The sequence below is a fragment of the Pararhizobium gei genome (assembly GCF_029223885.1).
Taxonomy (GTDB): Bacteria; Pseudomonadota; Alphaproteobacteria; order Rhizobiales; family Rhizobiaceae; genus Pararhizobium; species Pararhizobium gei.
Genome location: NZ_CP119409.1, coordinates 3,595,554 through 3,621,706 on the forward strand (window position 1 = coordinate 3,595,554; position 26,153 = coordinate 3,621,706).

Annotated in this window: 23 protein-coding genes; 15 read left to right on the forward strand and 8 right to left on the reverse strand. The window is 60.0% G+C overall.

The features are described 5' to 3' along the window. Positions 1 to 59 precede the first annotated feature (59 nt). From glgX to PY308_RS17520, 4 genes are all read left to right on the forward strand, one after another. A complete protein-coding gene (gene glgX, locus PY308_RS17505) occupies positions 60 to 2,024 on the forward strand; it encodes a glycogen debranching protein GlgX (RefSeq protein ID WP_275785114.1) in 1,965 nt (654 codons plus the stop codon). Positions 2,025 to 2,102: 78 nt separating this feature from the next. Then, complete coding sequence (locus PY308_RS17510) at positions 2,103 to 2,591, forward strand: MaoC family dehydratase (protein WP_275785117.1); 489 nt, start codon at positions 2,103 to 2,105, stop codon at positions 2,589 to 2,591. Positions 2,592 to 2,703: 112 nt separating this feature from the next. After that, the gene (gene rpsB, locus PY308_RS17515) at positions 2,704 to 3,567 is read left to right on the forward strand and encodes a 30S ribosomal protein S2 (RefSeq protein ID WP_338051074.1); all 864 of its coding nucleotides are present in this window, start codon (positions 2,704 to 2,706) and stop codon (positions 3,565 to 3,567) included. Positions 3,568 to 3,584: 17 nt separating this feature from the next. Then, entirely contained in the window at positions 3,585 to 4,175 is a 591-nt protein-coding gene (locus PY308_RS17520) for a hypothetical protein (protein WP_275785120.1), read from the forward strand. A 16-nt stretch (positions 4,176 to 4,191) separates the two neighbouring features. Here the strand turns inward: PY308_RS17520 and PY308_RS17525 are convergent, their stop codons facing one another. The 4 genes from PY308_RS17525 to PY308_RS17540 are packed head-to-tail and all read right to left on the reverse strand — an operon-like array spanning position 4,192 to position 9,369. Next, positions 4,192 to 4,776 carry a sarcosine oxidase subunit gamma gene (locus PY308_RS17525; RefSeq protein WP_275785122.1) on the reverse strand — a complete coding sequence of 195 codons (585 nt, stop codon included), beginning with the start codon at positions 4,774 to 4,776 and terminating at the stop codon, positions 4,192 to 4,194. Then, positions 4,769 to 7,762, reverse strand: coding sequence for a sarcosine oxidase subunit alpha (locus PY308_RS17530; RefSeq protein WP_275785125.1), 2,994 nt, complete (start codon positions 7,760 to 7,762; stop codon positions 4,769 to 4,771). The genes PY308_RS17525 and PY308_RS17530 overlap by 8 nt, the downstream gene beginning before the upstream one ends. After that, complete coding sequence (locus PY308_RS17535; RefSeq protein WP_275785129.1) at positions 7,759 to 8,103, reverse strand: sarcosine oxidase subunit delta; 345 nt, start codon at positions 8,101 to 8,103, stop codon at positions 7,759 to 7,761. Before PY308_RS17535 ends, PY308_RS17530 begins: the two co-directional genes overlap by 4 nt. Before the next feature lie 12 nt (positions 8,104 to 8,115). Then, positions 8,116 to 9,369 carry a sarcosine oxidase subunit beta gene (locus PY308_RS17540; protein ID WP_275785132.1) on the reverse strand — a complete coding sequence of 418 codons (1,254 nt, stop codon included), beginning with the start codon at positions 9,367 to 9,369 and terminating at the stop codon, positions 8,116 to 8,118. Positions 9,370 to 9,747: 378 nt separating this feature from the next. Between PY308_RS17540 and rpsU the strand changes: the two genes are divergently transcribed. Together rpsU and PY308_RS17550 are read left to right on the forward strand one after the other, a co-directional pair. Then, positions 9,748 to 10,020 (forward strand): 30S ribosomal protein S21, encoded by a 273-nt coding sequence (rpsU, locus tag PY308_RS17545; RefSeq protein ID WP_275791188.1) that lies wholly within the window; start codon positions 9,748 to 9,750, stop codon positions 10,018 to 10,020. A gap of 284 nt (positions 10,021 to 10,304) precedes the next feature. Beyond that, positions 10,305 to 11,195 carry a tetratricopeptide repeat protein gene (locus tag PY308_RS17550; protein WP_434064166.1) on the forward strand — a complete coding sequence of 297 codons (891 nt, stop codon included), beginning with the start codon at positions 10,305 to 10,307 and terminating at the stop codon, positions 11,193 to 11,195. A 117-nt stretch (positions 11,196 to 11,312) separates the two neighbouring features. Here PY308_RS17550 and PY308_RS17555 read toward each other — a convergent pair whose 3' ends face one another. Both PY308_RS17555 and PY308_RS17560 read right to left on the reverse strand, forming a co-directional pair. After that, positions 11,313 to 11,459 (reverse strand): DUF1127 domain-containing protein, encoded by a 147-nt coding sequence (locus tag PY308_RS17555; RefSeq protein ID WP_275785137.1) that lies wholly within the window; start codon positions 11,457 to 11,459, stop codon positions 11,313 to 11,315. A gap of 172 nt (positions 11,460 to 11,631) precedes the next feature. Further along, entirely contained in the window at positions 11,632 to 12,336 is a 705-nt protein-coding gene (locus PY308_RS17560; RefSeq protein ID WP_275785139.1) for a transcriptional regulator NanR, read from the reverse strand. 166 nt (positions 12,337 to 12,502) lie between these two features. Here PY308_RS17560 and oiaX point away from each other — a divergent pair, with 166 nt between their 5' ends. Continuing rightward, on the forward strand, positions 12,503 to 13,756 hold the full coding sequence (gene oiaX, locus PY308_RS17565; RefSeq protein WP_275785141.1) for a 3-oxo-isoapionate-4-phosphate decarboxylase OiaX: 1,254 nt from the start codon (positions 12,503 to 12,505) through the stop codon (positions 13,754 to 13,756). Positions 13,757 to 13,760: 4 nt separating this feature from the next. Then, positions 13,761 to 15,101, forward strand: a complete 1,341-nt coding sequence (locus PY308_RS17570; RefSeq protein ID WP_275785143.1) for a four-carbon acid sugar kinase family protein — start codon at positions 13,761 to 13,763, stop codon at positions 15,099 to 15,101. Between the two features lie 3 nt (positions 15,102 to 15,104). On the opposite strand, the gene PY308_RS17575 is transcribed toward PY308_RS17570, so the two are convergent. Continuing rightward, positions 15,105 to 16,112: a cyclic di-GMP phosphodiesterase gene (locus PY308_RS17575; RefSeq protein WP_275785145.1), complete on the reverse strand. Its 1,008-nt coding sequence runs from the start codon at positions 16,110 to 16,112 to the stop codon at positions 15,105 to 15,107. 289 nt (positions 16,113 to 16,401) lie between these two features. Here PY308_RS17575 and PY308_RS17580 point away from each other — a divergent pair, with 289 nt between their 5' ends. The 7 genes from PY308_RS17580 to apnL all read left to right on the forward strand — a co-directional run bounded on the left by PY308_RS17580 (position 16,402) and on the right by apnL (position 24,688). Next, entirely contained in the window at positions 16,402 to 17,229 is an 828-nt protein-coding gene (locus PY308_RS17580) for a phosphogluconate dehydrogenase C-terminal domain-containing protein (protein WP_275785148.1), read from the forward strand. A gap of 80 nt (positions 17,230 to 17,309) precedes the next feature. After that, a complete protein-coding gene (locus PY308_RS17585; RefSeq protein WP_275785150.1) occupies positions 17,310 to 18,251 on the forward strand; it encodes a D-ribose ABC transporter substrate-binding protein in 942 nt (313 codons plus the stop codon). Between the two features lie 75 nt (positions 18,252 to 18,326). After that, the gene (locus PY308_RS17590; RefSeq protein WP_275785152.1) at positions 18,327 to 18,971 is read left to right on the forward strand and encodes a DUF2291 family protein; all 645 of its coding nucleotides are present in this window, start codon (positions 18,327 to 18,329) and stop codon (positions 18,969 to 18,971) included. 1 nt (position 18,972) lies between these two features. Then, positions 18,973 to 20,535 carry a sugar ABC transporter ATP-binding protein gene (locus PY308_RS17595; RefSeq protein WP_275785155.1) on the forward strand — a complete coding sequence of 521 codons (1,563 nt, stop codon included), beginning with the start codon at positions 18,973 to 18,975 and terminating at the stop codon, positions 20,533 to 20,535. Next, positions 20,532 to 21,596 carry an ABC transporter permease gene (locus tag PY308_RS17600; RefSeq protein ID WP_275785158.1) on the forward strand — a complete coding sequence of 355 codons (1,065 nt, stop codon included), beginning with the start codon at positions 20,532 to 20,534 and terminating at the stop codon, positions 21,594 to 21,596. The genes PY308_RS17595 and PY308_RS17600 overlap by 4 nt, the downstream gene beginning before the upstream one ends. Positions 21,597 to 21,782: 186 nt before the next feature. Further along, positions 21,783 to 22,817 carry a Gfo/Idh/MocA family protein gene (locus PY308_RS17605; protein WP_275785160.1) on the forward strand — a complete coding sequence of 345 codons (1,035 nt, stop codon included), beginning with the start codon at positions 21,783 to 21,785 and terminating at the stop codon, positions 22,815 to 22,817. Further along, positions 22,814 to 24,688, forward strand: coding sequence for a D-apionate lactonase (apnL, locus tag PY308_RS17610; protein ID WP_275785162.1), 1,875 nt, complete (start codon positions 22,814 to 22,816; stop codon positions 24,686 to 24,688). The genes PY308_RS17605 and apnL overlap by 4 nt, the downstream gene beginning before the upstream one ends. A 58-nt stretch (positions 24,689 to 24,746) precedes the next feature. Here apnL and PY308_RS17615 read toward each other — a convergent pair whose 3' ends face one another. Beyond that, entirely contained in the window at positions 24,747 to 26,147 is a 1,401-nt protein-coding gene (locus PY308_RS17615) for an NAD(P)(+) transhydrogenase (Re/Si-specific) subunit beta (RefSeq protein WP_275785163.1), read from the reverse strand. Positions 26,148 to 26,153: the final 6 nt, after the last annotated feature.

Genomic DNA, 26,153 nt, shown 5'->3' on the forward strand with positions numbered 1-26,153 from the left:
TGCAACCCGCAGCAAAGCCGGCACAAATCGATTTTTCATCCGACCTTCAAGGTGAATTCATGCTGCAGCCGTCCCCTTTTGGTGCCACGCTAACGTCTCAGGGAACCACCTTCGTCATCTGGTCAAGCTCCGCTTCCGGCATCGAGCTTTGCCTTTTTGATGAAACCGGTGACCAGGAGGTGCGCCGCCTGCCGATGCAGCGCGGCGAGGATGGCGTTCACAGCCTGATGATTGCCGACGTTCCCATAGGCACGCGCTATGGCTACCGGGCCTGGGGCGACTACGATCCGGATCGCGGCCTTTGGTTCGATCCGTCAAAACTGCTGGTCGATCCCTATGCCCGTGAACTGGACCGGCCCTTCCGCTACGATCCGCGCCTCTCGGCCTTCGGCGACGATACAGCCGATCTCGTTCCGAAGGCGATCGTCACGGACGAGGTCAAGGCAGGTTTGGCCGCGCCGCTCTACCGGACGGGTGGCCTGATCTACGAAATCGCCGTGCGGCCTTTCACCATGCTGCATCCGGATGTTCCGGACGCGCTGCGCGGCACCGTCGGCGCGCTGGCGCATCCGTCCGTTCTCGCGCATCTCAAGCGTATCGGCGTTGCGGCTGTCGAACTGATGCCGATCACCGCATGGATCGACGAACGCCATCTGCCACCGCTTGGCCTCACCAATGGCTGGGGCTACAATCCGGTCGCCTTCATGGCGCTTGATCAACGTCTCGTGCCCGGCGGCGTTACGGAACTCAAGGACACCGTGGCAACTCTGCATGACGCCGGCATCGCTGTCATCCTCGACCTCGTCTTCAATCATTCTGGCGAAAGCGACCGTCTCGGGGCGACGCTGTCCATGCGCGGCCTCGACAACCACACCTATTATCGCCACGTCCCCGGGCGGCCCGGCGACCTCGTCAACGATACCGGCTGCGGCAACACCATCGCCTGCGACGATCCTGTCGTGCGTCGCCTGATCCTCGACAGCCTGCGTCACTTCGTAAGCTCGGCCGGCATCGACGGCTTCCGCTTCGATCTCGGTTCGATCCTCGGCCGCGACGCGAGCGGCTTTCGCAGCGACGCGGTCTTGCTGCAGGAAATGCTCGCCGACCCAGTGCTTAGGGATCGCGTTCTGATCGCCGAACCCTGGGATATCGGTCCCGGCGGCTACCAGCTCGGCAACTTCCCCGCGCCCTTTCTCGAATGGAACGACCGCGCGCGCGACGACCTGCGCCGCGTCTGGCGCGGAGACCGCCACACCATCGGCGATCTCGCAACCGTGCTGGCAGGCTCCTCGCCCATTTTTGCCCGCGGCGGCGGCAAAGCAACCCGCAGCGTCACCTTCATTGCCGCCCATGACGGTTTCACGCTGATGGATCTCGTCTCCTACGCGGGCAAACACAATGAGGCGAATGGCGAGGACAATCGCGACGGCCACAACGAAAACCACTCCTGGAACAATGGCGCAGAGGGCGCGACGCGCGATCCAGAGATAGGCGGATCGCGCCGCCGCGATGTCATGGGGCTTCTGTCGACATTGTTTGCCAGCAAGGGCGCCATCATGCTGACCGCCGGCGATGAGGGCGGCCGCAGCCAGCGCGGCAATAACAATGCCTATTGCCAGGACAACGAGCTGACCTGGATAGACTGGGTAACGCTGGATGAAGAGCTTGTCGCACATACCGCAGCACTGGCTGCAATACGCACCCGTTTCAGCGTGTTTGGTGATGCCGCCTTCTTTTCCGGAAATGGCGACGTGGAATGGTTGCGGCTGGATGGACAGCCTATGCAGGTCGCAGATTGGGAAAATGCCGAGACAAGCGCACTGGTCATGATGGTAAAAACTGCCGACGCTGCCCAGAACAAGGCCACCCGTCTTGCAATCGTGGTCAACCGCGGCCATGCCCCACACCCTGTCCGGCTGCCGCAAAGCCCGGCCTCCCGGTGGCAAAGCCTGTTGCCATCCACCGATGCCGGACATCAGATGATTGCCGCTCGCAGCGTCGGTTTCTACGCTGAAATTCTTTGAACTATACTGGCCGCTTGATTTGCCGCTTGTCATGGACAATGCGTAAGATGCTCGCAGACCGTTTTGATCGGAATCCCTATGCCGCAAGAAATTTCGCTTTCTGACATCAAGGGTCTCGTTGGTACGGAGATCGGGGTCTCCGACTGGATCACCGTCTCGCAACAGACGATCGACACTTTTGCCGAGGCGACCGGCGACCATCAGTTCATTCATACGGACCCGGTGCGCGCCGCCGCCGAAACGCCCTTCGGCGGCACGATCGCCCATGGCTTTCTGTCGCTCTCGCTGCTGTCGGCGATGAATTACAACTGCCTGCCGCGCGTGCGCGAACAGACGATGGGCATCAACTACGGCTTCGACAAGGTCCGCTTCATGACCCCGGTGAAGAGCGGCGCCAAAGTGCGCGGCCGCTTCACTATGGCCGAGGCCCGCTTCCGGGGCGGCGGCATGCTGATGGTCACCTACGACGTGACAGTCGATATCGAGGGCGAGCGCAAACCCGCGCTGACCGCCAACTGGCTGACGATCATCCAGTTCGACCCGAAGGACCGGCCGGAGGATGTTTAACGATAAAATTAACGCTTTAAATTCCAAATGCACAGTTTTATTTATGTAAAAAAACTAGACGAATATTAGGAATTGTGTAGATTTTTTAAAACTAAAATATTTGGATTATTTAATGGCATTGCCTGATTTCAGCATGCGTCAGCTTCTGGAAGCTGGCGTTCACTTTGGTCACCAGACTCGGCGCTGGAACCCGAAGATGAAGCCGTACATCTTCGGCGCTCGTTCGGACGTTCACATTATCGACCTCGCTCAGACCATTCCGTTGCTATCGCGCGCCCTGCAGGTTGTCAGCGACACGGTTGCCAAGGGCGGCCGCGTTCTGTTCGTCGGTACCAAGCGTCAGGCATCGGAAATCATCGCCGATGCGGCCAAGCGTTCGGCCCAGTACTACGTCAATGCCCGCTGGCTCGGCGGCATGATGACCAACTGGAAGACGATTTCGAACTCGATCCAGCGTCTTCGCAAGCTGGACGAAATCCTGACTTCGGAAGCTTCGGGCTTCACCAAGAAGGAACGCCTGAACCTCGAGCGAGAGCGCGAGAAACTGAACCGCGCCCTCGGCGGTATCCGCGACATGGGCGGCGTTCCGGACCTGATGTTCATCATCGACACCAACAAGGAATCGATTGCGATCAAAGAAGCCAAGCGTCTTGGCATTCCGGTCGTCGCGATCATCGATTCGAACTGCGATCCGGACCGGATCGATTTCCCGATCCCCGGCAATGACGACGCGTCGCGTGCGATCTCGCTCTATTGCGATCTGATCTCGCGCGCAGCGCTTGACGGGCTTGCCCGCAGCGTTGAAAAATTGGACGTTAAATTTGACGAAACGCGAATCAGCAACACTTCTGATATGGTCTTGGCGGAAGGCCTGGAAGTTTCGACCGCAATTCAAGACTGGCCAGCGCCCATTCCTACTCGACCAAAACCGCGGCCAGAATTGCCCACATCACCCTTGCCTAAACCACGACGCTAACGGACTATGGAGAATACATGCTTGATCCCATCGAAATTGATGAAAATTTCGAACAGCTAGAATTCTTTATTGAGCAAGACATTCGTTACTATTCAAAGAGACGAATTTTCTTTGAAAGGATGCACAGGCTTGCAATGTTATTTGTGCTCATCACAAGTGGCAGCGCATCCGTTGCGCTAACCGGGTTTTTCTTTTCTACCGAGGTTTCTCAGCTCGTTGCAGTTTTGTTAACCTTTTTTAATGGCGTGATAGCTGCTTTAGATATCGTTATTGGTTTTTCGACGAAAGCCAGGGCCAACGAATCTATTTACAAACAACTTTCTAGGCTCTTAGATTCAGCACAAAACATAAAAAACACGGAACGAAACGAAGATTTGCTAATAAAAATAAAAAATTCCTATACTGAATACACTATAGAAAACCCTCCGGTATATAAAGCGCTACGGGCAATGAGTTATAACGAGGCAATTGTATCAAGGGCATACGATGAAGACAAATTCAGAAAAATAAGTTTTTGGAAAAAAATCTTTTCTAACGTACTGCCATTTTCTGATTCAAACTTTCCACTACTACAACAGTCGATAACTGGTAACCATATTGCGAATTGATTAACTCGCGCGGAGATTACTCCCCGCACGAAGATTTTGAGCTTAGCAGCAAGCAATTCCCAGCGTCTTCCGCAGCCTCGGAAAGCAACCGAAATACATAGGGCGAAAATGACCGCCAGCATTCGACCCGGAACGCATCCTCGGCGGTACGCAGAAGCACGATCTCGGCCTTGGCCAGCACGGTGCGCGAGCAGGCACCGACAGGAAAGGCAGCCAGCGACAGGTCCTGCGGGCAGCCGCCGTTGATCGCCGTTTCGGCGGCGCGTCCCTTGACGAGGATAGCCGTGTTGCGATGTGAAATGTCCGTCGCCGAATGCAGCACATTGCTCGACGCAACCGCCGCCATCAGGTCGGCCTCGTTCTCGTCAATGACAAGCCATTCGTCCGGCCCGAGCCAAAGCGCATGGCGTGTGTCTGACGATGCCGAGGTTTTCGGCTTCGTGGGAAGCGGAAGAGCAAGCGCACTGGACAGCGCGTCTACGGCATCTGGCTTGGCGCGCAGCGAGATGCGGGTGGCGGGCTTCGCCACCGACAAAGACGCAGCGCCGGAGCCACCGTGAAAACCTGCAAGCGGCAGGGTGCGTTGAGCCAAATCAGCCATGGAGACGGCCTCCTTCCTTGTCAAAGAACACCATATCACTGACCTCGACGGCAATCGTTCCGTCGGGCATGGGCACATAGAGCGTTTCGCCGATGCGGGCCTTGCCTCCGGCCACCAGCGCCAGTGCAATTGAACGGCCGCAGTTTTCCGACCAGTAAGCCGAAGTCACGTGACCGATCATCGTCATCGGCACGGTCTGGTTCGGATCGGCCACGATCTGCGCGCCTTCTTCCAGCACGACCTTCGGGTCCTTGGTCAGGAGACCGACCAGCTGCTTGCGGCCATCGGCCACCAGATCCGGGCGGCGCAGGCCGCGGATGCCGACAAAGTCCGTCTTCTTCTTGCCCACAGCCCATCCGAGCGAGGCATCATCCGGTGTGACCGTGCCGTCCGTATCCTGGCCGACGATGATATAGCCCTTCTCTGCGCGCAGAATATGCATCGCCTCGGTGCCATAGGCGCAGGCCCCGAGCGCTTCGGCGCGTGCGTAAATCGCAGCCCAGACGGCCGGGCCGAAATCGGCGGGAACGTTGACTTCAAAGCCTGCCTCACCGGTAAACGACATGCGGAAAAGCCGGGTCGGCACACCGCAGATCGTTCCCTCGCGGACGCTCATATGCGGAAACGCCTCGTTCGACAGGTCGATGCCTTCGACCAGCGGCGCGATGATTTCGCGCGCCTTCGGACCCTGGACGGCGATCACAGCCCATTGTTCGGTGGCGGATGTCAGCCAGACGTTCAGATGCGGGAATTCTGTCTGCAGATAGTCTTCCATGTGGTTCATGACGCGGGCGGCACCGCCGGTCGTCGTCGTCACATGAAAGCGATCCTCCGCCATGCGCCCGACGACGCCGTCGTCATAGACGAAGCCGTCTTCGCGCAGCATGATGCCGTAGCGGCAGCGGCCAGGCTTCAGCGTGTCCCAGCTGTTGGTGTAGATCAGGTTGAGAAACTGCGCCGCATCAGGGCCGACGACCTCGATCTTGCCGAGCGTCGAGGCATCGAACATGCCGGCGACCTCGCGCACGGTCTTGCACTCGCGGTTGACGGCCTGATGCATGTCTTCGCCCGCCCTTGCATAGTACCAGGCGCGCTTCCACTGGCCGACATCCTCGAACACAGCGCCTTGGCGCTCTTCCAGTGCGTGCATCGGCGTCTTGCGGGTCGGATCGAACAGCTCGCCACGCGAATGGTTGATCAGCGTGCCGAAGGTCACCGGCGTATAGGGCGCGCGGAAGGTGGTGAGACCGATCTTCGGAATTTCGCGACCGAGCGTTTCGGCGGCGATCGCCAGACCGTGGATATTGGAGAGCTTGCCCTGGTCGGTCGCCATGCCGTTGGTGGTGAAGCGCTTGATATGCTCGATCGAGTGCATGCCTTCGCGCACCGCAAGACGAATATCCTTGGCGCAGACGTCGTTCTGGAAATCGATGAAAGCCTTGACCGTCGTATCCGGTCCCGCCCCCTCGGCACTGCCCGCCATGCCACCGCTCCAGGCGAAGGCATTGCTGGCCTGAATCTCGATCTTGTCCATTGCCGTGAAGCCGGATGCGTTCGACATCAGTTCACCTGCGGCCAGTGACTCCTCAATGGTCGCTTGCAGGTCATTGGTGCCGTTGCAGGCCCCGACCGACAGGCAATCCTGCGCATAGGTTCCCGGAAGGAAACGCTGGCTTTCGAAGTCATAGGCAACCTTGCCGCGCGACTGCGAAAACATGTGCACGGAGGGCGTCCACCCGGCCGAAGTCAGCAGCGCGTCGATGGCAATCTTGCGGGGAGCACCGCCGCCGTTGCGGGTGACCGACATGGAGGAGATCCGCAGCTTGCCGGCGGTATCAACCACCGCATGGCCGGTGAGAACCTCGATGTCGAGCGCGCGGGCCTCCGCCAGAACACCCTCGCCCGGCTTTTCACGGCTGTCGACGATGGCGGCGATGGCGATACCCGCCCGCTTCAGGTCGAATGCGGCTTCATAGGCCGAGTCATTGGCCGTGTAGACGCCGATCTTCTTGCCGACGGCGACGCCGAAATGGTTGAGGAAGGTCCGTGCGGCAGACGCCAGCATGATGCCAGGGCGATCATTGTTGGCAAAGACCATATGACGTTCGATCGCACCGGTGGCGATGATCACGCGCTTGGCGCGGACCTGCCAGAGGCGTTCGCGCGGCAGCTTGCGGTCGGGCTTCGCCAGATGTTCGGTGACGCGTTCGGAAAGGCCGACGAAGTTCTGGGCGTAATAGCCGAAGGCTGTCGTGCGCGGGAGAATCCTGACATTCGCCAGTGCAGCCAGCGCGGACGCCGTCTTCTGCGTCCAGGCAAAACCATCGAGACCGTCGATGACGACGCTCTTGTCAAAATGCAGGGCGCCGCCGACTTCCGGCTGCTCATCGCAGATGATCACGCGCGCGCCCGTTCTGGCAGCGGCGAGCGCTGCCGAAAGACCGGCTACCCCGGCGCCGATGACGAGCACGTCGCAATGGGCGTAACGGCTGGAATAATGATCCGTGTCGTCTTCATCAGGCGAAACGCCAAGACCGGCGGCGGCCCGGATGCGCGGCTCGTAGACATGTTTCCAGGCCTGTTTCGGCCACATGAAGGTCTTGTAGTAGAAACCGGCGGCAAAGAACGGCGCCAACAGATTGTTGACCGCCCCGACATCGAAAGCGAGCGACGGCCAGCGGTTCTGCGAGGCAACCTTCATGCCGTCGAAGACTTCCTGGACAGTGGCGCGCACGTTCGGCTGCCGACGGGCGGCATCACGCTGCACATCGATCAGGGCGTTGGGCTCCTCGGCACCGGCCGAGACGATGCCGCGCGGGCGGTGATATTTGAACGAGCGGCCGACGAGATGCACGCCGTTGGCAAGAAGCGCGGACGCGACGGTATCGCCCTCAAGGGCGGCATAGCTTTTGCCGTCGAAGAAGAAACGGGCAGTCTTTGCAGGAACGAGACGGCCTGCACCGGGAATACGATTGGCGCCGCTCATTTCGCGTCTGACTCCGTGGCTTCATAAGTTTCGACAGGGGCCGATGCGGCGGGGCGCAACGTGCTGACATCGGGGCGCGGCAGGCCGGCCTTGTAGGTGGTCAGGAACTTGTCGCTGACGGTATCGCGGGCGGCGTTGAAGAAGCGGCCGCAACCGTTGAGATGCCGCCAGCGCTCGAAGGTCAGACCCTTCACATTGTCGCGCAGGAAGAAGAACGCCTCGAAGTCCTCGTCGGACATCTCGGTCATCGTGGTCGGACGCGCAATATGGGCGTCGCCGGCCTGGCGGAATTCGAGCTCGGAACGCTCTTCCTCGCAATAGGGACAATAGATCAGAAGCATTGTGTTTCCCCTTTAATGCGCAACGGCGGCGGCGGCCGCTTCGTCGATCAGGCGGCCCGAGCGGAAGCGTTCCAGCGTGAACGGCGCGTTGATCCTGTGGGGCGCGTCGTTGGCGATGGTGTGGGCAAAGACATTGGCCGAACCCGGAGTTGCCTTGAAACCGCCGGTGCCCCAGCCACAGTTGACGTAAAGGCCCTGGACAGGCGTTTTTGCCAGAATCGGCGAGCGATCCGGCGTGACATCGACGATGCCGCCCCAGGAGCGCATCATCTTCATGCGCCGGAAGATCGGGAACAGCTCACAGATCGCGTCGAGCGTGTGCGTGATGATCTGCAGGCCGCCTGTCTGGGAGTAGGACGAATACTGGTCCGTTCCGGCTCCGATGACGAGTTCGCCCTTGTCGGACTGCGAGATATAGGCATGCACGGTGTTGGACATCACGACGCAGGGGAAGATCGGCTTGACCGGCTCGGAGACCAGCGCCTGCAGCGGATAGCTGACCAGCGGCATGCGCACGCCGGCCATTTCCATCAGCACCGAGGTATGACCGGCCGCAACGACGCCGACCTTCTTGGCATTGATCTGGCCGCGATTGGTATCGACGCCGGAAACCGAACCGTCCGGATTGCGGCGAATACCGGTGACTTCGCAATTCTGGATAATGTGTACGCCGCGATCGGCAGCCGCGCGGGCATAACCCCAGGCGACCGCATCGTGGCGGGCCGTGCCGCCGCGGCGCTGCAGGGCGGCACCATTGATCGGGTAGCGGGCCGAGCGGGAAATATCGAGCGGCGGGCAAAATTCCTGCGCCTGCTCGGGCGTCAGCCACTCGTTGTCGATTCCGTTCAGGCGGTTCGCATGGATGTGCCGCTTGAAAACCTGCTGGTCATGAATATTGTGCGACAGCATCATCACGCCGCGCGCCGAATACATCACGTTGTAGTTGAGGTCCTGGCTGAGGCCATCCCAGAGCTTCAGCGCATGGTCGTAGATGCCGGCGCTCTCGTCATAGAGATAGTTGGAGCGGATGATGGTGGTGTTGCGGCCGGTATTGCCGCCGCCGAGCCAGCCCTTTTCCAGCACCGCAATGTTGGTGATGCCATGTTCCTTGGCGAGGTAATAGGCAGTGCCCAGACCGTGGCCGCCGGCACCGATGATGATGACATCATATTCCTTGCGCGGCTCGGGCGAGGTCCACTGCGCCTCCCACCCCTTGTGTCCGCGCATCGCTTCGCGAGCGACAGCAAAAACCGAATATTTGCGCATGCGCCTTCACACTCCGTAGATCCCGCCGACAGGCCGGTGAATTCTTGTCGTCGTCGTTAGAAATCGCAAATCCCGAGCGTCCGCAACGTTTCTTTTGCGACGCGAGACGACGCTGGTCGCATCCGTTGCGACATGCGACGCCTGTATCGCACGAGGCGGTTCCGGCGTTCGGCGGTTATACGACCCTAAAGGCAAAGAGCATCGACGACCTCCGCGTATCAAGGCATCCATGGAGATCTTGTCGTCACTTTTTGATCGAGGCTACAAGTCCCGACTGGACTTCCGCCAATCGATCTGGTATCCGCTCTTCTCAATCGTAAAGCCCTGTGGCTCCGCGAACATTATTTTTTTGCCTCGTTGACCTGACTTCATGAGGCGATCACTCGAAACCAAAGGAACGGGATTAACGTGCAGGTACTAGTCCGCGACAACAACGTCGATCAAGCGCTTCGCGCACTCAAGAAGAAGATGCAGCGCGAAGGCATTTTCCGCGAAATGAAGATGCGTGATTTCTACGAAAAGCCGTCCCAGAAGCGTGCCCGCGAAAAGGCCGAAGCGGTCCGCCGCGTTCGCAAGCTGGCGCGCAAGCGTGCACAGCGCGAAGGTCTCATTCCGGGCGGCCGTCCTGCTGCGGCTGCTCCGGCACGCTGATCGGCGCGTCAGGCGCAAAAAGCGCTAATCCCGGCGGGGGCGACAGGTTCGCCGCCGCCGTTTCCGTTTGAATACGCCTCTGTGCATTCCAACCACGGATTTCCGGACATTGTCTGGAAAAGGGCAGCAGTTAAACTATACTGCAATGTCTTGCGCGCGACATGGAACCGGCATCGAGACCGATGTCTGAAAAGCGCTTAGACTGAACCGCGCATGTCAATCCGCATAGCCGCAAGGCGCATCGGAGCATGCGCCCGAGGCTTCGCTTAATTGAGGGATCGACCTTGACATCGACTGCCAAGACTGCGGATTTTTCCGATCGTTCCGTGCGCTTTCCTGCTCAGAGGAGCCATGCCTACCGGCTGTTCGGCGCATCGCTGCTGGCCGTCACCACGCTGATTCTTTCGGGCTGCCAGACCGCGGATCCGTCAAGCGACATGATGCGCGTCGAGCGGGCGCAGGGGTCGGAGCAGAACATCGCTTCGCTTTCCAGCGTGATAGCATCCAATCCGAACGATCCCGAAGGCTACAATGTCCGTGGCTCTGCTTATGGCCGTGCCGGCGAATTCCGCCGCGCGCTTGGCGACTTCAACAAGGCGATCGAACTGAACCCCCGTTTTTACCAGGCCTATGCGAACAGAGCTTTGGTCCAGCGGAACATGGGAGATCAGTCGGCGGCCCAGTCCGATTACAACGCCGCCCTTCAGCTCAATCCGCGCTATGACGTCGCCTATATCGGTCGCGGCAATCTCTACCGCCAGGCTGGCCAGCTCGACCGGGCCTTCAGCGATTTCAACAAGGCGATCGAACTCGACACGACCGACCCGCGCGCCTATCACAATCGCGGCTTAATCTATCAGGCGCGCAAGCAGCACACCCAGGCGATCGAGGATTTTTCGACCGCGATCTCGCTGTCGGCGAACTCGCCGGAACCGTATAATGGCCGCGGCTTGTCCTATGTCGCCACCAATGACGACGACAACGCATTCTCGGACTTCAACACCGCGATTACCTTGAACGGCAGGATCGCCGAATCCTGGGCAAATCAGGCGCTGGTCTACGAGCGCCGTGGCGAAACGGCGAAGGCTATAAAATCCTATTCGCATGCCCTCAAGCTCGACCCGAAATATGAACCGGCCCGGACCGGCCTGGCACGGGTCAAAGGCGGCGCCTGACGGCGCCACCCGGAACGACAGACGACCAGCGCGTTTCGGAAAGAAGCATCGCTTCACATGCAAAACGCCCGCTTGAGGCGGGCGTTTTATGTGAGATAGAGGTGTTAGATGCTTGCTTCAGCCAGCGACAGAAGCGCGTGCAACAGTCTGGATATCGGCGCGATCAATGCCAAGGTCGCGCAATTCGCGCGAGGACATGCGGCCGAGTTCGGTGACTGTCTGACGGTATTTGCGCCAGTTGTTGAAGGAGCGAGCGACGTTCATGATGATCCCCTTTCGTGAGGTTCGGTGGCGACGTCAGCAGCTTGTTGCCCCGGCGTCTTTTGATGAGGACAACATACCCTCGCCCGCTTGCCTGAAACAGCGCCAATGCAACAAGCCAGCCCTGTCGTCGGCGCATAGGTGATTCGGCTGCATCGACGCCAATCTCCGAGCCTCATCTCGCCGAATAGAGAGCCCTCGACCGCTCCAGGTGCTTCGAGACCGCCTGCTCGGCTTCTTCGGGATTGCCAGCCTCTAGACAGCTGATAATTTCTTCGTGCTCGACAAGCGTGAATTTCTCCTTGCCGGTCCAGATCAGCATATCCGTGTGATATTCCTTGAGCCATGCCAGCATTGCGTCGCTGACTGCGGCATAGATCGGGTTTCCGGAAATCCGGGCAATGCGCGTGTGAAATTCCATATCGGCGGAAATAAAGGCTTCCGCATCACCGAGCGATCCGCGTTGACGCTCGAGGATTTCCCGCAAAGCTGCAATATCGGCCAGGCTGCGCTTTTGCGCCGCCTCGCGTGCCATGCCGCGCTCGAAGAAAATGCGGGCGCTTTTCAGATATTCGAGCGAGTCCGAGGACTTCGCCAGCATGATCTTCGCCGTCATGTCCATCTGCCGGAAAATCGATTGCGCGGTGAGTTCCAGCACCTTGGCGCGTTCGCCATGCGAAATCGCGACAAGCCCCATGCCGGCCAGCGCCTGCATCGCCTCGCGAATCGCCGGTCGGCCAACCCCGAAGCGCTCCATCAGTTCCCGTTCAGACGGCATTTCGTCGCCGGGCTGCAGTTCCCCCGTGGCAATCATGGCTTTCAGCCGCGCGAAAACCTCATCGGACAGCTTGCGGCGAACGATCAGTTCAGTCTGGCTCATGGTGCCCCGCCGTTTCTCTGTGACCACATCTCTACGACCTGAATAACCCAACGGCATATATTTTCAATCCGTCGAGCAAAGCCACCTTGCGTCAATTGATATACTCATTATACCAGTTGCAAAAATTGCGCCAGCGACATCGGCGCTCAAGGAGGAATGGGCCGCCATGATCGTCGTGACCTACAGGATCGAAACCCCCGGCAGTATCGAAGCAATGGCGGAAAAAATCGCCAGCGACCAGTCGACCGGCACCTTTGTGCCCGTTCCCGGCGAAACGCCGGAACTGAAAGCCCGTGTCGCCGCGCAAGTCCTGGCTCTTCGCCCGCTTCCCGAAACCAGAACGCCGAGCTGGCCCGAGGCGCCAGCCGGTCACGGTGCCATCCGCCGCGCCGACGTCGATATCGGCTTTCCGCTCGATGCCGTGGGCACCGACCTCGCCGCGCTGATGACGATTGCGGTCGGCGGCATCTTTTCGATCCGCGGCATAACCGGCCTGCGCGTCGTCGATCTGAAGCTGCCCCACGAATACAAGGCCGCCTATCCCGGCCCGCAGTTCGGCCTTCCAGGCAGTCGTCGGCTCACCGGCGTCCACGACCGTCCGATCATCGGCACCATTGTCAAACCGGCGCTCGGCTTGCGTCCGCATGAAACAGCCGAACTTGTCGGCGAGCTGATCACGTCCGGTGTGGATTTCATCAAGGACGACGAGAAGCTGATGAGCCCCGTCTACTCGCCCTTGCGCGAGCGCGTCTCCGCCATCATGCCGAAGATCCTCAATCACGAACAGAAAACCGGCAAGAAGGTGATGTATGCCTTTGGCATCTCGCACACCGATCCCGACGAGATGATGCGCAATCACGATCTGGTCCTTGAAGCCGGCGGCAATTGCGCGGTTGTCAATATCAATTCGATCGGCATGGGTGCCATGTCGTTCCTTCGCAAACGCTCGGGGCTTGTCCTTCACGCCCATCGCAATGGTTGGGATGTCCTGACGCGCCACCCAGGCATCGGCTTTGATTTCAAGGTTTGGCAGCAATTCTGGCGCCTGCTCGGTGTGGATCAGTTTCAGATCAACGGCATCGGCGTCAAATACTGGGAGCCGGACGACAGCTTCGTCGAAAGCTTCAAGGCCGTCACCACGCCTCTGTTTGACCCATCCGACTGCGCCCTTCCCGTCGCTGGCTCTGGCCAGTGGGGCGGGCAGGCGCCGGAAACCTATCGCCGCACCGGCCGCACGACCGATCTGCTGTATCTCTGCGGCGGCGGCATTGTCAGCCATCCGGGCGGCCCTGCCGCCGGCGTGCGCGCAGTGCAGCAGGCGTGGGCCGCAGCCGTCGCCGATATCCCATTGAAAACCTACGCCAAAGATCATGGGGAACTCGCTGCCTCGATCGAAAAATTCGGTGGCAAGGGAGAATGACCCGATGAACGCCAGCAATCTCCTTCTTTCCTACTATGGCGACGATCTTACCGGCTCTACTGATGTCATGGAGGCGCTCTCCTCCAATGGCGTCGATACCGTACTTTTCATGAATGTTCCGGACGCCGCATTGCTCGACCGGTTCCGTCACTGCCGCGCTGTCGGACTGGCCGGCACCAGCCGCAGCGAAACGCCGGAATGGATGGAGGAGAACCTGACCCCGGCCTTCCGGTGGCTAAAAAGTCTCAATGCCGCCATCTGCCACTACAAGGTCTGTTCGACTTTCGATTCCAGCCCGGCAATCGGCAATATAGGCAAGGCCGTGGAAATCGGCAGAAGGCTGTTCGGTCAGACCTATGTGCCGCTGCTCGTCGGCGCGCCGCAACTGAAGCGTTATACGGCCTTTGGCCACCTCTTCGCCGCCTATCAGGGAGACATCTACCGCATAGACCGCCACCCGGTCATGAGCCGTCATCCCGTGACACCGATGGCCGAGGCGGATCTTCGTCTGCATCTCGAAGCCCAAACTCCGCTTCCCATGCTCCTTGCCCATCTCTCCATGCTTTCGGCTGACGACGCAGACAGGCAACTGGACGCCCTCTGCGCCGCTGCGTCCGGCATGGTGCTTTTCGATGTGGACAGCCTTGAAAGCCAAATCCGTGCCGGCCATCAGCTTTGGCGGCTACGGCGTGAGGGCGGATGGTTCATCGCGGGATCATCCGGCGTCGAATATGCCTTTTTGACGGCCTGGGCCACTGCAGGCCTCACGGCGGCCCGGAAACCCTTTCCGCTGCCCGGCAAGGTCGATCGTATCGCAGTGGTCTCCGGCAGCGTTTCACCAACGACAGAGCGGCAGATCCGCCATGCCGTGGCGAACGGTTTTCATGGGATCGACCTCGATCCCCTGAGGCTTCTCGGCGAAAGCGGCGACAAAGCTGTGGACGATGCGGTTGCTTCCGGTTTGAAACGTCTGAAGGCCGGGAACAGCGTCATTCTCAACACCGCGCTCGGCCCGAAAGCCGATCGCGGTGGCGACATCGACAAGGTGCCGGGCAGCCGCCATCGCCTCGGGCGGATGCTGGGGACGATCCTGCGCCGGCTGGTCGAAGAGCAGGAATTGAAGCGCGCCGTCATTGCCGGCGGCGACACGTCAAGCCATGCATTGCGGGAACTGCACGTGGAAGCCCTGACGACCCTCTTGCCTCTGCCGCAGACTCCAGGTTCGCCGCTGTGCACCGCCCATGGCGCATACACGCCAACCAACGGCCTGCAGATTGCTCTCAAGGGCGGACAGGTTGGCTCGGACGGCTATTTCACCCAGATCCGCGACGGACGGCAGGAATAGGGTTTAGTCTGCTTCGCCCGGATGGCCGATCTTGGGGGCGGATTCCGCAACTGCCGTGGTGACCGGAGAGTCGAGGCGACGCTTATACCCTCTCATGCTTGAAATGAACTCGCGTAACAGTGCCCGGTCGAATTGGCCTTCGGATTTCATCATCATCTTGATGGTTTCCGCGGGTGAGAAGGCTTGCTTATACGGGCGCACGGATGTCATGGCGTCGTACACATCGCAGATCGACGCGATACGGACAGCCAGGCTCAACTGATCGCCCTGCAGACCCTTGGGATAGCCTTTGCCATCCATGCGTTCATGGTGATGCAGGCAGATATCGAGGACCGTCTCCGGCATGTCGCCCTGCCGCAGGAGCTGCTCGTAACCCCGGACAGGATGCAACCGGATCATGCCCATTTCCTCACCCGTCAGCGGCCCCTTTTTCACCAGGACCTTGTCGGGAACCGCCATCTTGCCGATATCATGCAAGAGGCCCCCGATTCCAAGCATCCTGACCATGGACTCTTCAAGGTTCAGAAATCGTCCGAAATGCACCATGAACGCACTAACGGCGATGGAATGCAGGAAGGTATATTCGTCTTTTTTCTTCAGGCGCGTAATGCCGATCAGCGCCGCCGGATTTTCCTGCACCGACCGCGTAACGTGATCGACAGCAACATCGGCATCCTGAAATGCTGCCGCGCCGCCGCCACGAGCCCCGGAAAACAGGTTGTCCAGAAGCGGCTTCGTCTGTTTGAGGGTCTCGATCGCCTGCCTGACTTCTTCATTTGTCAGCTTCGGGCCAGTCGCTGTTTTGGGAGGGACGTCCGCATTGTCGGTATCGGCGCCTTTCCGTGTATCGATCACGAGACTGATGATACTGCTGGCTTTGACATGCGCTACATCTGTTGCACTTGTCAGCACGAATCCGCAAAGCTTCGCGGTGGCTTCCGGAATCTCGCCCTCAATATCCGCGATGAACATTCCGGTGCGGACCTGATGCCGCTTTATGCGCTTGAGCATGCCTGGATTTTCCGCTCGCCTTGCTGGGCGTCTCAAAGACGCAACGACATCCTCGATATTTCAGTTCGCTTTCCGATGGAGGAGAGCGGGACAGGTCGGCTGAGGTTAGACGATTCAGCACGGCGTCCTCTCTTTCAGATCTTTCTAAGGTAAACAGGTTTAACCGCCGTTAACAACGGCAGTTAGCATATCAGCAGCAAATAAAATATAAAGAGTATCTGATCTGCTGATTGACTCATTATACCAGTTACTCTAGAGGATGACGAAAGAAATCCGCAGGTGAGGAATCATGACTTCGATCGCACTCTTTGGCGCCGGCGGCAAAATGGGCTACCGGCTTGCCAAGAATCTCAAGGGCTCCCGCTTCGACGTTCGCCATGTCGAACTCAGCGATGCCGGCAGGGGACGTCTTCAAACCGATCTCGGCTTGGCCTGCGTTGACGCCGACACTGCCCTTTCGGGTGCGGACGTCGTCGTTCTCGCGGTGCCGGATACGGCCATCGGCAAAGTGGCGGCCGGTATCGTCGACAAGCTGGTTGCCGGCACGATCGTCATCGTTCTCGATGCCGCCGCCCCGGCAGCCGGACATCTCCCGAAGCGCGACGACCTCACCTATTTCGTGACCCATCCCTGCCATCCGCCGATCTTCAACGACGAGACTGACCCCGCCGCCAAGCGCGACTTTTTCGGCGGCGTTGCTGCCAAGCAGCATATTGTCTCCGCCCTGATGCAGGGTCCGGAAGAGCATTTCGCGCTGGGCGAGGAAGTGGCCAAGGTCATTTGGGCGCCTGTCATGCGCTCGCATCGGGTCACCGTCGAACAGATCGCGCTTCTGGAGCCAGGTCTCTCGGAAACCGTTTGCGCCTCGCTCCTGGTCGTCATGCGCCAGGCAATGGACGAGTGTGTCGCCCGTGGCGTGCCGAAGGAAGCCGCACGCGACTTCCTGCTCGGTCATATGAATGTGCTTGGTGCGGTGATCTTCGAAGAAACGCCCGGCGTCTTCTCCGACGCCTGCAACAAGGCGATCGAATTCGGCATTCCTGTCCTGATGAAGGACGACTGGAAAAAAGTCTTCGAACCCGAGGAGATCGCCGAAAGCATCCGGCGCATCACCTGACCGCCATCAGCCGTAAAGCTTTACCGTCATCGACCCCGCCGGGAACGGGGTCTTTGCTCAACTCAACTGGGAGGAATACCATGAAACTGACACGCAGACTGACCCTTGCCGCTTTCGCCGGCGCTCTTTCGCTTGGCGTCGCAATGCCGGCCTATGCAGCAGACCTGATCGCCATCATCACACCGAGCCATGACAATCCGTTCTTCAAAGCGGAAGCTGTTGGTGCGGAAGCCAAGGCAAAGGAACTCGGTTACGAAACGCTGGTTCTTGTCCATGACGACGACGCCAACAAGCAGAGCCAGTTGATCGACACCGCTATCGGCCGTGGCGCCAAGGCCATCATCCTCGACAATGCCGGTTCGGAAGCCTCGATCGCCGCCGTCCAGAAGGCCAAGGATGCTGGCGTTCCGTCCTTCCTGATCGATCGCGAAATCAACGCCACAGGCGTTGCCGTCTCGCAGATCGTTTCCAACAACTACCAGGGCGCGCAGCTCGGCGCCGAAGAGTTCGTCAAGCTGATGGGCGAGGCCGGCAACTACGTCGAACTTCTTGGCCGCGAAGCCGATCTGAACGCCGGCATCCGCTCCAAGGGCTATCACGACATCATCGACGAATATCCCGAAATGAAAATGGTCGCCCAGCAGTCGGCCAACTGGAGCCAGACGGAAGGCTACTCCAAGATGGAGACCATCCTGCAGGCAAACCCTGATATCAAGGGCGTTATCTCCGGTAACGACACGATGGCCATGGGCGCGATAGCAGCACTTCAGGCTGCAGGCCGCAAGGACGTTATCGTCGTCGGCTTCGACGGTTCCAACGACGTCCGCGATTCGATCACCTCGGGTGGCATCAAGGCGACCGTTCTGCAGCCTGCCTATGCCCAGGCGCAGATGGCCGTCGAGCAGGCCGACGTCTACATCAAGACGGGCAAGGGCCCAGCTGAAGAAAAGCAGTTGATGGATTGCGTGCTGATCAACGGCGACAACGCCGCCAAGCTCGAAACCTTCGCGCTCAAGGATTGATCCTCCCAAAGGATGCGCGCACGGGGCAGATACTCTCTGCCTCGTGCGTTCTTGCCATGTGACGGAGTGACTGACATGCCGAACTTCCGGGCTGCCGCCGCGATCTCGCTTGCCCTTACGCTTGCCTTGCCCGGCTGCAAGATCATCAAAACGCCGACAGCGGAAGAGGCTGCGGCCGAAGCCAGCGGCGGGTTCGACCCCGCCCGCCAGGTTGCCGACATCTGGGACGCCAAGGTTGTCCCCTTCCTCGACAAGCGCGCTGGAGCCTTTCAGGACGTGTCATCCCTCTCGGCCAGCGATCTCGACGCCGCAGCGGCGAAATACGGGCATAAGGAAAAGGACAGCACCGCGCCCTGGACCTTTGCCGCGAAGATCTCCGGCACGATCGTCAAGGCGGAAACGAAATCCCGCGCAGCATATCTCGACACGGATGTGGACGGCGACGGCAAGGCGGACGTTCGCATCCAGATTGGCCCGGTCATCAAGGGCACGGCGATCCGCGACAGCCTCGATTTCGTCAATTTCAACGAATTCAAGAACCAGATCCAGTGGGCCGAATTTGGCAAGGCGTTCAACACGCACATCAATGGCGTGACCCTGGAAAAACTACCGCGCGAGGGCCTTGAGGGCAAAAAGGTCGAGGCCCTTGGCGCCTATCCGCTGCCGTCCAAGGGACAGCCGGCCCTTCTGACGCCCGCCACCATCACGATCGGCGGCTGACATGGCGACAAGCGTAACCCATGAAACGATCCTCAAGCTCGATGACGTCACAAAGGTTTATTCCGGTATCGTTGCCGTCAAGCATGCGAGCCTTGAACTGAAGCGCGGCGCCGTCAACGTGCTGGTCGGCGAAAATGGCGCCGGAAAATCGACATTGATGCGCATGATCGCCGGCGTTGAAAAGCCCTCGCTCGGCCGCATCCTGCTCGACGGGCAGGAAGTCGAGTTCAACTCGCCTGCCGACGCCCAGAAGCACGGCATCGGCATGGTTTTCCAGGAGCTGAACCTCTTCGGCAATCTTTCCGTCGCCGAAAACATCTTCGCGACCCGGGAAATCATGCGCGGCATCCGCGGCATCGACCACAAGGCGCAGATCGAAAGAGCCAATCATTTCCTGGACCGGCTCGACGCCGGCATCAGCGCCGAAACCATGGTCGAGGACCTGCCGATAGGCCAGCAACAGCTTGTCGAAATCGCCAAGGCAATATCGCTCGACACACGCATCCTCATCCTCGACGAACCGACCTCGGCACTTTCGGCGGCAGAGGTGGACATCCTTTTCAAGGTAATTGCCGAACTGAAGGCGCAAGGCGTGGCGATTGTCTACATCTCCCACCGCCTCGAAGAGCTGATGCGGATCGGTGATTACATCACCGTTCTTCGCGATGGCCAGATCACCGGCCAGGCCATGGTCAAGGACATCGACACCAAGTGGATCGTGCGTTCGATGATCGGCTCGGATGCGAAGGACTTTGCGAAATCGGTCGATCACAAGCTTGGAAAGGAGGCTTTCCGGGCCGAGGACATCTGCCTGCCGCGCAGGACCGGCGGACTTGCGGTCGACCATCTTTCGCTCAGCGTCAAGGCAGGCGAAGTGCTCGGCATCTATGGCCTGATGGGTGCCGGCCGCAGCGAATTCTTCGAATGCGTCATCGGCCAGCACGCCCATTCGACGGGTCGGATCTTCGTTGCCGGCGAGGAAATCCTCGCCAAGGACACCTCCACACGCATCAAGAAAGGTCTGGCGCTGATCCCGGAAGACAGGCAGCGCGAAGGGCTCGTACAGGTTCTGTCGATCGCCGCGAACCTGACGCTGGCGAGCCTGGAAAAATTTACAAAATTCGGCTTTCACATCTCCGGCGAGCGCGAACGATCGGCGATCAAGGAATCGATTCGGGATCTTTCGATCAAGGCGCCGAACCCGGATTTCGATGTGACCTCCATGTCCGGGGGCAATCAACAGAAGGTGGTCATCGGCAAGGCGCTGATGACCAACCCGAAGGTTCTCCTGATGGACGAGCCGAGCCGCGGCATCGATGTCGGCGCCAAGGCCGATGTGTTCCGCACCATGCGCCGCCTTGCCGGCGAAGGTCTCGCCATCCTGTTTTCGACATCCGACCTTGAAGAGGTCATGGCGCTGTCCGATCGCATCGCCGTGATGAGCAACGGCAGGATAACGACAATCCTCGACCGGGCGGATGCGACGGAGGAGTTAATCGTCAAGGCCGCGTCCGAGGGGCACAGGACGGCCAATACCCCATTGAAAGAGGAAATTGCACGATGACCACTGCAACCGCCACCGGGAAAGCGCCCGCAGCCGACAGCGGCTCGATCCTGCTGACGCTGATGAAGGCCAGAACCTTCATCGCGCTCTTTGCCGTCATCGCCTTCTTCTCGATCTTCGCGCCGAACTTCCTGTCGACGGCGAACATCATCCTGATGTCGAAACATGTGGCGCTCAACGCCTTTCTCGCGATGGGCATGACCTTCGTCATCATCACCGGCGGCATCGACCTTTCGGTCGGCTCGATCGTCGGCCTCTGCGGCATGGTGGCCGGCAGCCTGATCCTGCACGGCATCGATCTGCAGATCGGCTATACGATGTATTTTAACATCGTCGAGGTCTGCCTGATCACCCTTGCCGTCGGTATCCTCATCGGTGCCGTCAACGGGTTGCTGATCACCAGGCTCAACGTAGCGCCCTTCATCGCCACGCTCGGCACGCTCTACGTCGCGCGCGGCTTCGCGCTGCTGTCCTCCGACGGACAGACCTTCCCGAACCTGATAGGCAAGCCGGAGCTTGCAACCACCGGCTTTTCCTTCCTCGGGTCCGGCCGCATTATCGGCCTGCCCGTCTCCATCTGGATCCTCATCGTCGTTGCGCTTGCCGCAGCCTATTTGGCGAAATACACACCGATCGGCCGGCAGATCTTTGCCGTTGGCGGCAACGAGCGCGCCGCCCGGATGTCCGGCATCCGCGTCAATCGCGTCAAGATGTTCGTCTACATGTTCTCCGGCTTCTGCGCCGCCATCGTCGGCATCGTCATCTCGTCAGAACTGATGGCCTCGCACCCGATGACCGGCAACTCGTTCGAGCTGAACGCGATTGCCGCAGCCGTTCTCGGCGGCACCTCCATGTCCGGCGGCCGGGGCACGATCGGCGGCACCATCGTCGGCGCCTTCGTCATCGGCATCCTGTCTGACGGCCTGGTGATGATGGGGGTCTCGTCCTTCTGGCAGATGGTTATCAAGGGTATCGTCATCATCGTCGCCGTGGTGGTCGATCAGGCTCAGCGCCGGTTGCAGCAGCAGGTGGCATTGATACAGCTGGCGAAGAAGGGCTAAGGTTTCAAGAAAACACCTCCCCAACCCCTCCCCACAAGGGGCTAGGATGTGGCACCTCTGCAACCACACCAGTGCCTTCAGCGATTGAAGATATTGATGGGATAGCAGAGCGGCGCCACGAGTTAAGCCCCTCCCCCTTTTTGGGAGGGGTTGGGGAGGGGTTCTGCCATTCAGAAGGAAACGCATATGTCTCATCTCAAGGGCGCCCTGATCGGCTGCGGCTTCTTCGCGGTCAACCAGATGCATGGCTGGAAGGACGTCAAGGGTGCTGATATCGTCGCCATCTGCGACCGTGATCCCGAGCGCCTGAGGATCGTTGGCGACCACTTCGGCATCGAGCGGCGCTACACCGATGCGGTGCAGATGTTCGCGGACGGCGGATTTGATTTCGTCGATATAGCCACCACCGTGAACAGCCACCGCGCACTGGTTGAAATGGCGGCCGCCCATAAAATTCCGGCGATCTGCCAGAAGCCGTTTGCCCCCACGCTTGCCGACGCAAAGGCCATGGTCGCCGCCTGCAACGCCGCCGGGATTCCCCTGATGATCCACGAGAATTTCCGTTGGCAGACACCGATCCAGGCTGTTCGCCAGGCGCTCGAGTCAGACGCGATCGGCACGCCCTTCTGGGGCCGATTTTCCTTCCGGTCCGGCTACGACGTCTTTTCCGGCCAGCCGTATCTGGCGGAAGGCAAGCGTTTCATCATCGAGGACCTCGGCATCCACACGCTGGATATCGCCCGCTATATCCTCGGCGACGTCGTGTCGCTGAGCGCGCGCACGAAGCGCGTCAATCCTGCCATCAACGGTGAGGATGTCGCGACCATCCTGCTCGATCACGCCGATGGCGCGACCTCCATCGTCGATGTCAGCTATGCGACGAAGCTGGCGATCGAGCCTTTCCCGGAAACGCTGATCGAAATCGACGGGACCGAAGGCTCGCTGCGCCTGTCGCAGGGATACGAACTGCAACTCACCAACGCTGAAGGCACTGTCAACACCGATGTCGCGCCGGCGCTCCTGCCCTGGGCGTCTCGCCCCTGGCACAACATCCAGGAGAGCGTCTATGCCATTCAGCAGCATTGGGCCGACAGCCTGATCGCATCCAGGGAAACCTCGACCTCCGGCGCGGACAATCTGAAGACATTTGCGCTCGTCGAGGCGGCCTATGAAAGTGCGGCGACGAAGGCGACGGTGGATATCGGAGCGCTTCTCGCATGAGCGAAACCGCAGCACAGCTCGCGCTTTTCGGCACAGTCAGGCAGGACGACACCCCGCGCCTGCTGAAAGCCGGGAAACTGACAGCGGAGCTTGCCGGCGGCAATCTGCGCAATATTCGTTTTGATGGCGTCGAGGTCTTGCGCGCAATCTCCTATCTGGTGCGTGACCGAGACTGGGGGACCTATGCGCCTGCCATTGCTGATCTCGAAATTCATGAAACCGAGATGGGCTTCATCGTTTCCTATTCGATGACGTGCGACGGACCGCACGACACGGTGCTGCATATTGCTGCCGCGATCGAAGGCGATGCTACAGGAAAGCTTGCTTTCAAGGTCGAAGCGCACACTGCTACGGGCTTCGAAACCAACCGCTGCGGTTTTTGCGTGCTGCATCCCATTGTCGGTGTCGCCGGAACGCCGGTGGCTGTAGAGCATGTGGACGGTCGTCTTGAGCACACGATACTTCCCGACCTGATCGAGCCTTGGCAACCCTTCAAGGAGATGCGGGCCATCACCCATACCGTGTTGCCCGGCGTCACCGCCGCCTGCCGCATGGAGGGCGATACGTTCGAGATGGAGGATCAGCGCAACTGGTCCGACGCTTCCTACAAGACCTATGTCCGGCCGCTCGCTCTCCCCTGGCCCTACCGGATAGCCGTGGGCGAGCCCGTTGTCCAGCATGTAGAACTCACGATCGCTGACAGCCGCACCGACAAACCAGTCTCTCCCGGAGACGGCACACCCGAAAGCGACGGGATTATTCGGATCTCTCCAGACATTGCGACCGGTGCAATGCCGGCCATCGGGCTGTCGATCACTCCCGAGGAGGCGAAGACCAGCCTCGCTGCACTCCTACAGCCAGATACGCTCCGGATACAGCACCTGCTGTTCCATTTCGATCCCGGCGCGGGCCATGGACCGCAGGCATTTATCGACTTTGCCGCCATCGCGGCGATCCACAAGGGCGCAACGACGCTCGAGATCGCCGTGCCGTGCAGGCGCCCGCTGAATGATGAAATGCAGGAGATTGCCGCGTTGATGCGAAACGCCGGCTTCCGGCCGGACGCGATCATGGTTTGCCCATCGGTGGACCGCCAGTCCACCCCGCCCGGCAGCGCCTGGCCGGACTGCCCGCCGCTTGATGACGTCTATGCCGCCGCGGCACAGGCATTTTCCGGCATCCGCCTCGGCGGCGGCATGCTGAGCTATTTCACCGAACTCAACCGCAAGCGGGTGCCGCCAGCACAACTCGGTTTCATCAGCCACTGCACCAATCCCATCGTCCACGCGGCCGACGATATCAGCGTCATGCAGACGCTTGAGGCCCTCCCCTTCATCACCCGCTCGGTCCGGGCGATCTACGGCAGTCTGCCGTACCGGATCGGCCCCTCCACAATTGCCATGCGGCAAAATCCCTATGGCAGCCGCACGATGGATAATCCCGACGGCGGCCGAATATGCATGGCCAAGCGGGATCCCCGGCACAATGGCCGCTTTGCAGAGGCTTTCGCGCTGGGCTATGCCGCAAATGTGCTGGATGCTGGCCTCGAATGCCTGACGCTGTCTGCGCTGACAGGTCCGTTCGGCCTCTTTGCCGATATAGACGAACCCGTTGCCGCTGGCCGGCCGCGGCCGCTTCACAATACGGTCGCCCTGCTTGCCCGGCTTTCTGGTGCCCAATGGCGGGCATACCGCTCGTCGTCGCCTGCAGAGGTTTTGGCGTTCTCAACGAACAGCGACGGACAGCGCAGCCTGCATCTCGTTAACATCACGGGCGCCAGCCAGCATGTAGAGATCACTGAGGAAGGCGCGGGCGCATCCAGCCAGACAACGCTTGGCCCGTTCGAAACGCGGACACTACCCCTCGTTTGATACCCGTATACGGAAACCTTTCAGCGCACCTCCAAACAGGTGTGCTGAAAACGCTTGTTCAGTGATTCATCGCCTTGACGATATCGTCAGTCATCTTCTTGGCGTCGCCCAGCAGCATCATCGTCGCGTCCTTGTAGAACAGCGTGTTGTCGATGCCGGCATAGCCGGAGCCGAGCGAGCGCTTGACGAACAGGCAGGTCTTGGCCTTGTCCACGTCGAGGATCGGCATGCCGTAAATCGGCGAGGTCTTGTCGTCGCGGGCGGCCGGATTGGTCACGTCGTTGGCGCCGATGACATAGGCCACGTCGGCCTGGGCAAATTCGGAATTGATGTCTTCCAGCTCGAAGACCTCGTCATAGGGCACGTTGGCTTCGGCCAGCAGCACGTTCATGTGGCCGGGCATGCGGCCTGCGACCGGATGAATGGCATACTTCACCTCGACACCCCTAGCCTTCAGCGCATCCGCAAGCTCGCGGACGGCATGCTGTGCCTGGGCGACGGCCATGCCGTAACCCGGCACGATGATCACCTTGGAAGCATTCGCCATCAGGAAGGCCGCATCGTCTGCCGAGCCCTGCTTGACAGTCCGCTGCACGCCGTCATCGCTTGCGGCAACACCGCTCTCGCCGCCGAAGCCGCCAAGAATGACCGAAACGAAGGAACGGTTCATGCCTTTGCACATGATGTAGGACAGGATCGCACCTGAAGAACCGACGAGAGCGCCGGTGATGATCAGCGCGAGATTACCAAGCGTGAAGCCAATGCCGGCCGCAGCCCAGCCGGAATAGGAATTCAGCATCGACACGACGACCGGCATGTCGGCGCCGCCGATCGGAACGATCAGCAACACGCCGAGCGCCAGCGACAGGACGACGATGGCCCAGAAGTCGAAATGGCTTTCGGACGCGGCAAGCCCGACGATGAAAAACACGATCAGCAGCAAAAGCACGATGTTGATGGCATGGCGGTAGGGGAGCATGATCGGCTTTCCCGACATGCGCCCATCGAGCTTCAGGAAGGCGATGATCGAACCCGTGAAGGTGATGGCGCCGATGGCAACGCCCAGCGCCATTTCGACGAGCGCCTGCCCGTGGATCTGACCGATTTCACCGATACCAAAGGAGGACGGCGTGTAGAGCGCCGAGGCCGCGACCAGAACCGCCGCAAGCCCGACCAGCGAATGGAATCCCGCAACCAGCTGGGGCATGGAGGTCATCGGAATCGAACGGGCGATATAGGCGCCAGCCCCGCCGCCGATCGCTAGACCGAGCAGGATGAGCATCAATCCGCCGAACGAGGGTGTCGCCAGGAGCAGGGTCGTGACGATGGCGATGCCCATGCCGACCATGCCGAGGATGTTTCCGCGGCGCGAAGTGGTGGGATGCGACAGGCCGCGCAGGGCCATGACGAAGAGGACACCGGAAACGAGATAAAGGAAGGCCGCGATATTGGGTGACATCAGCTT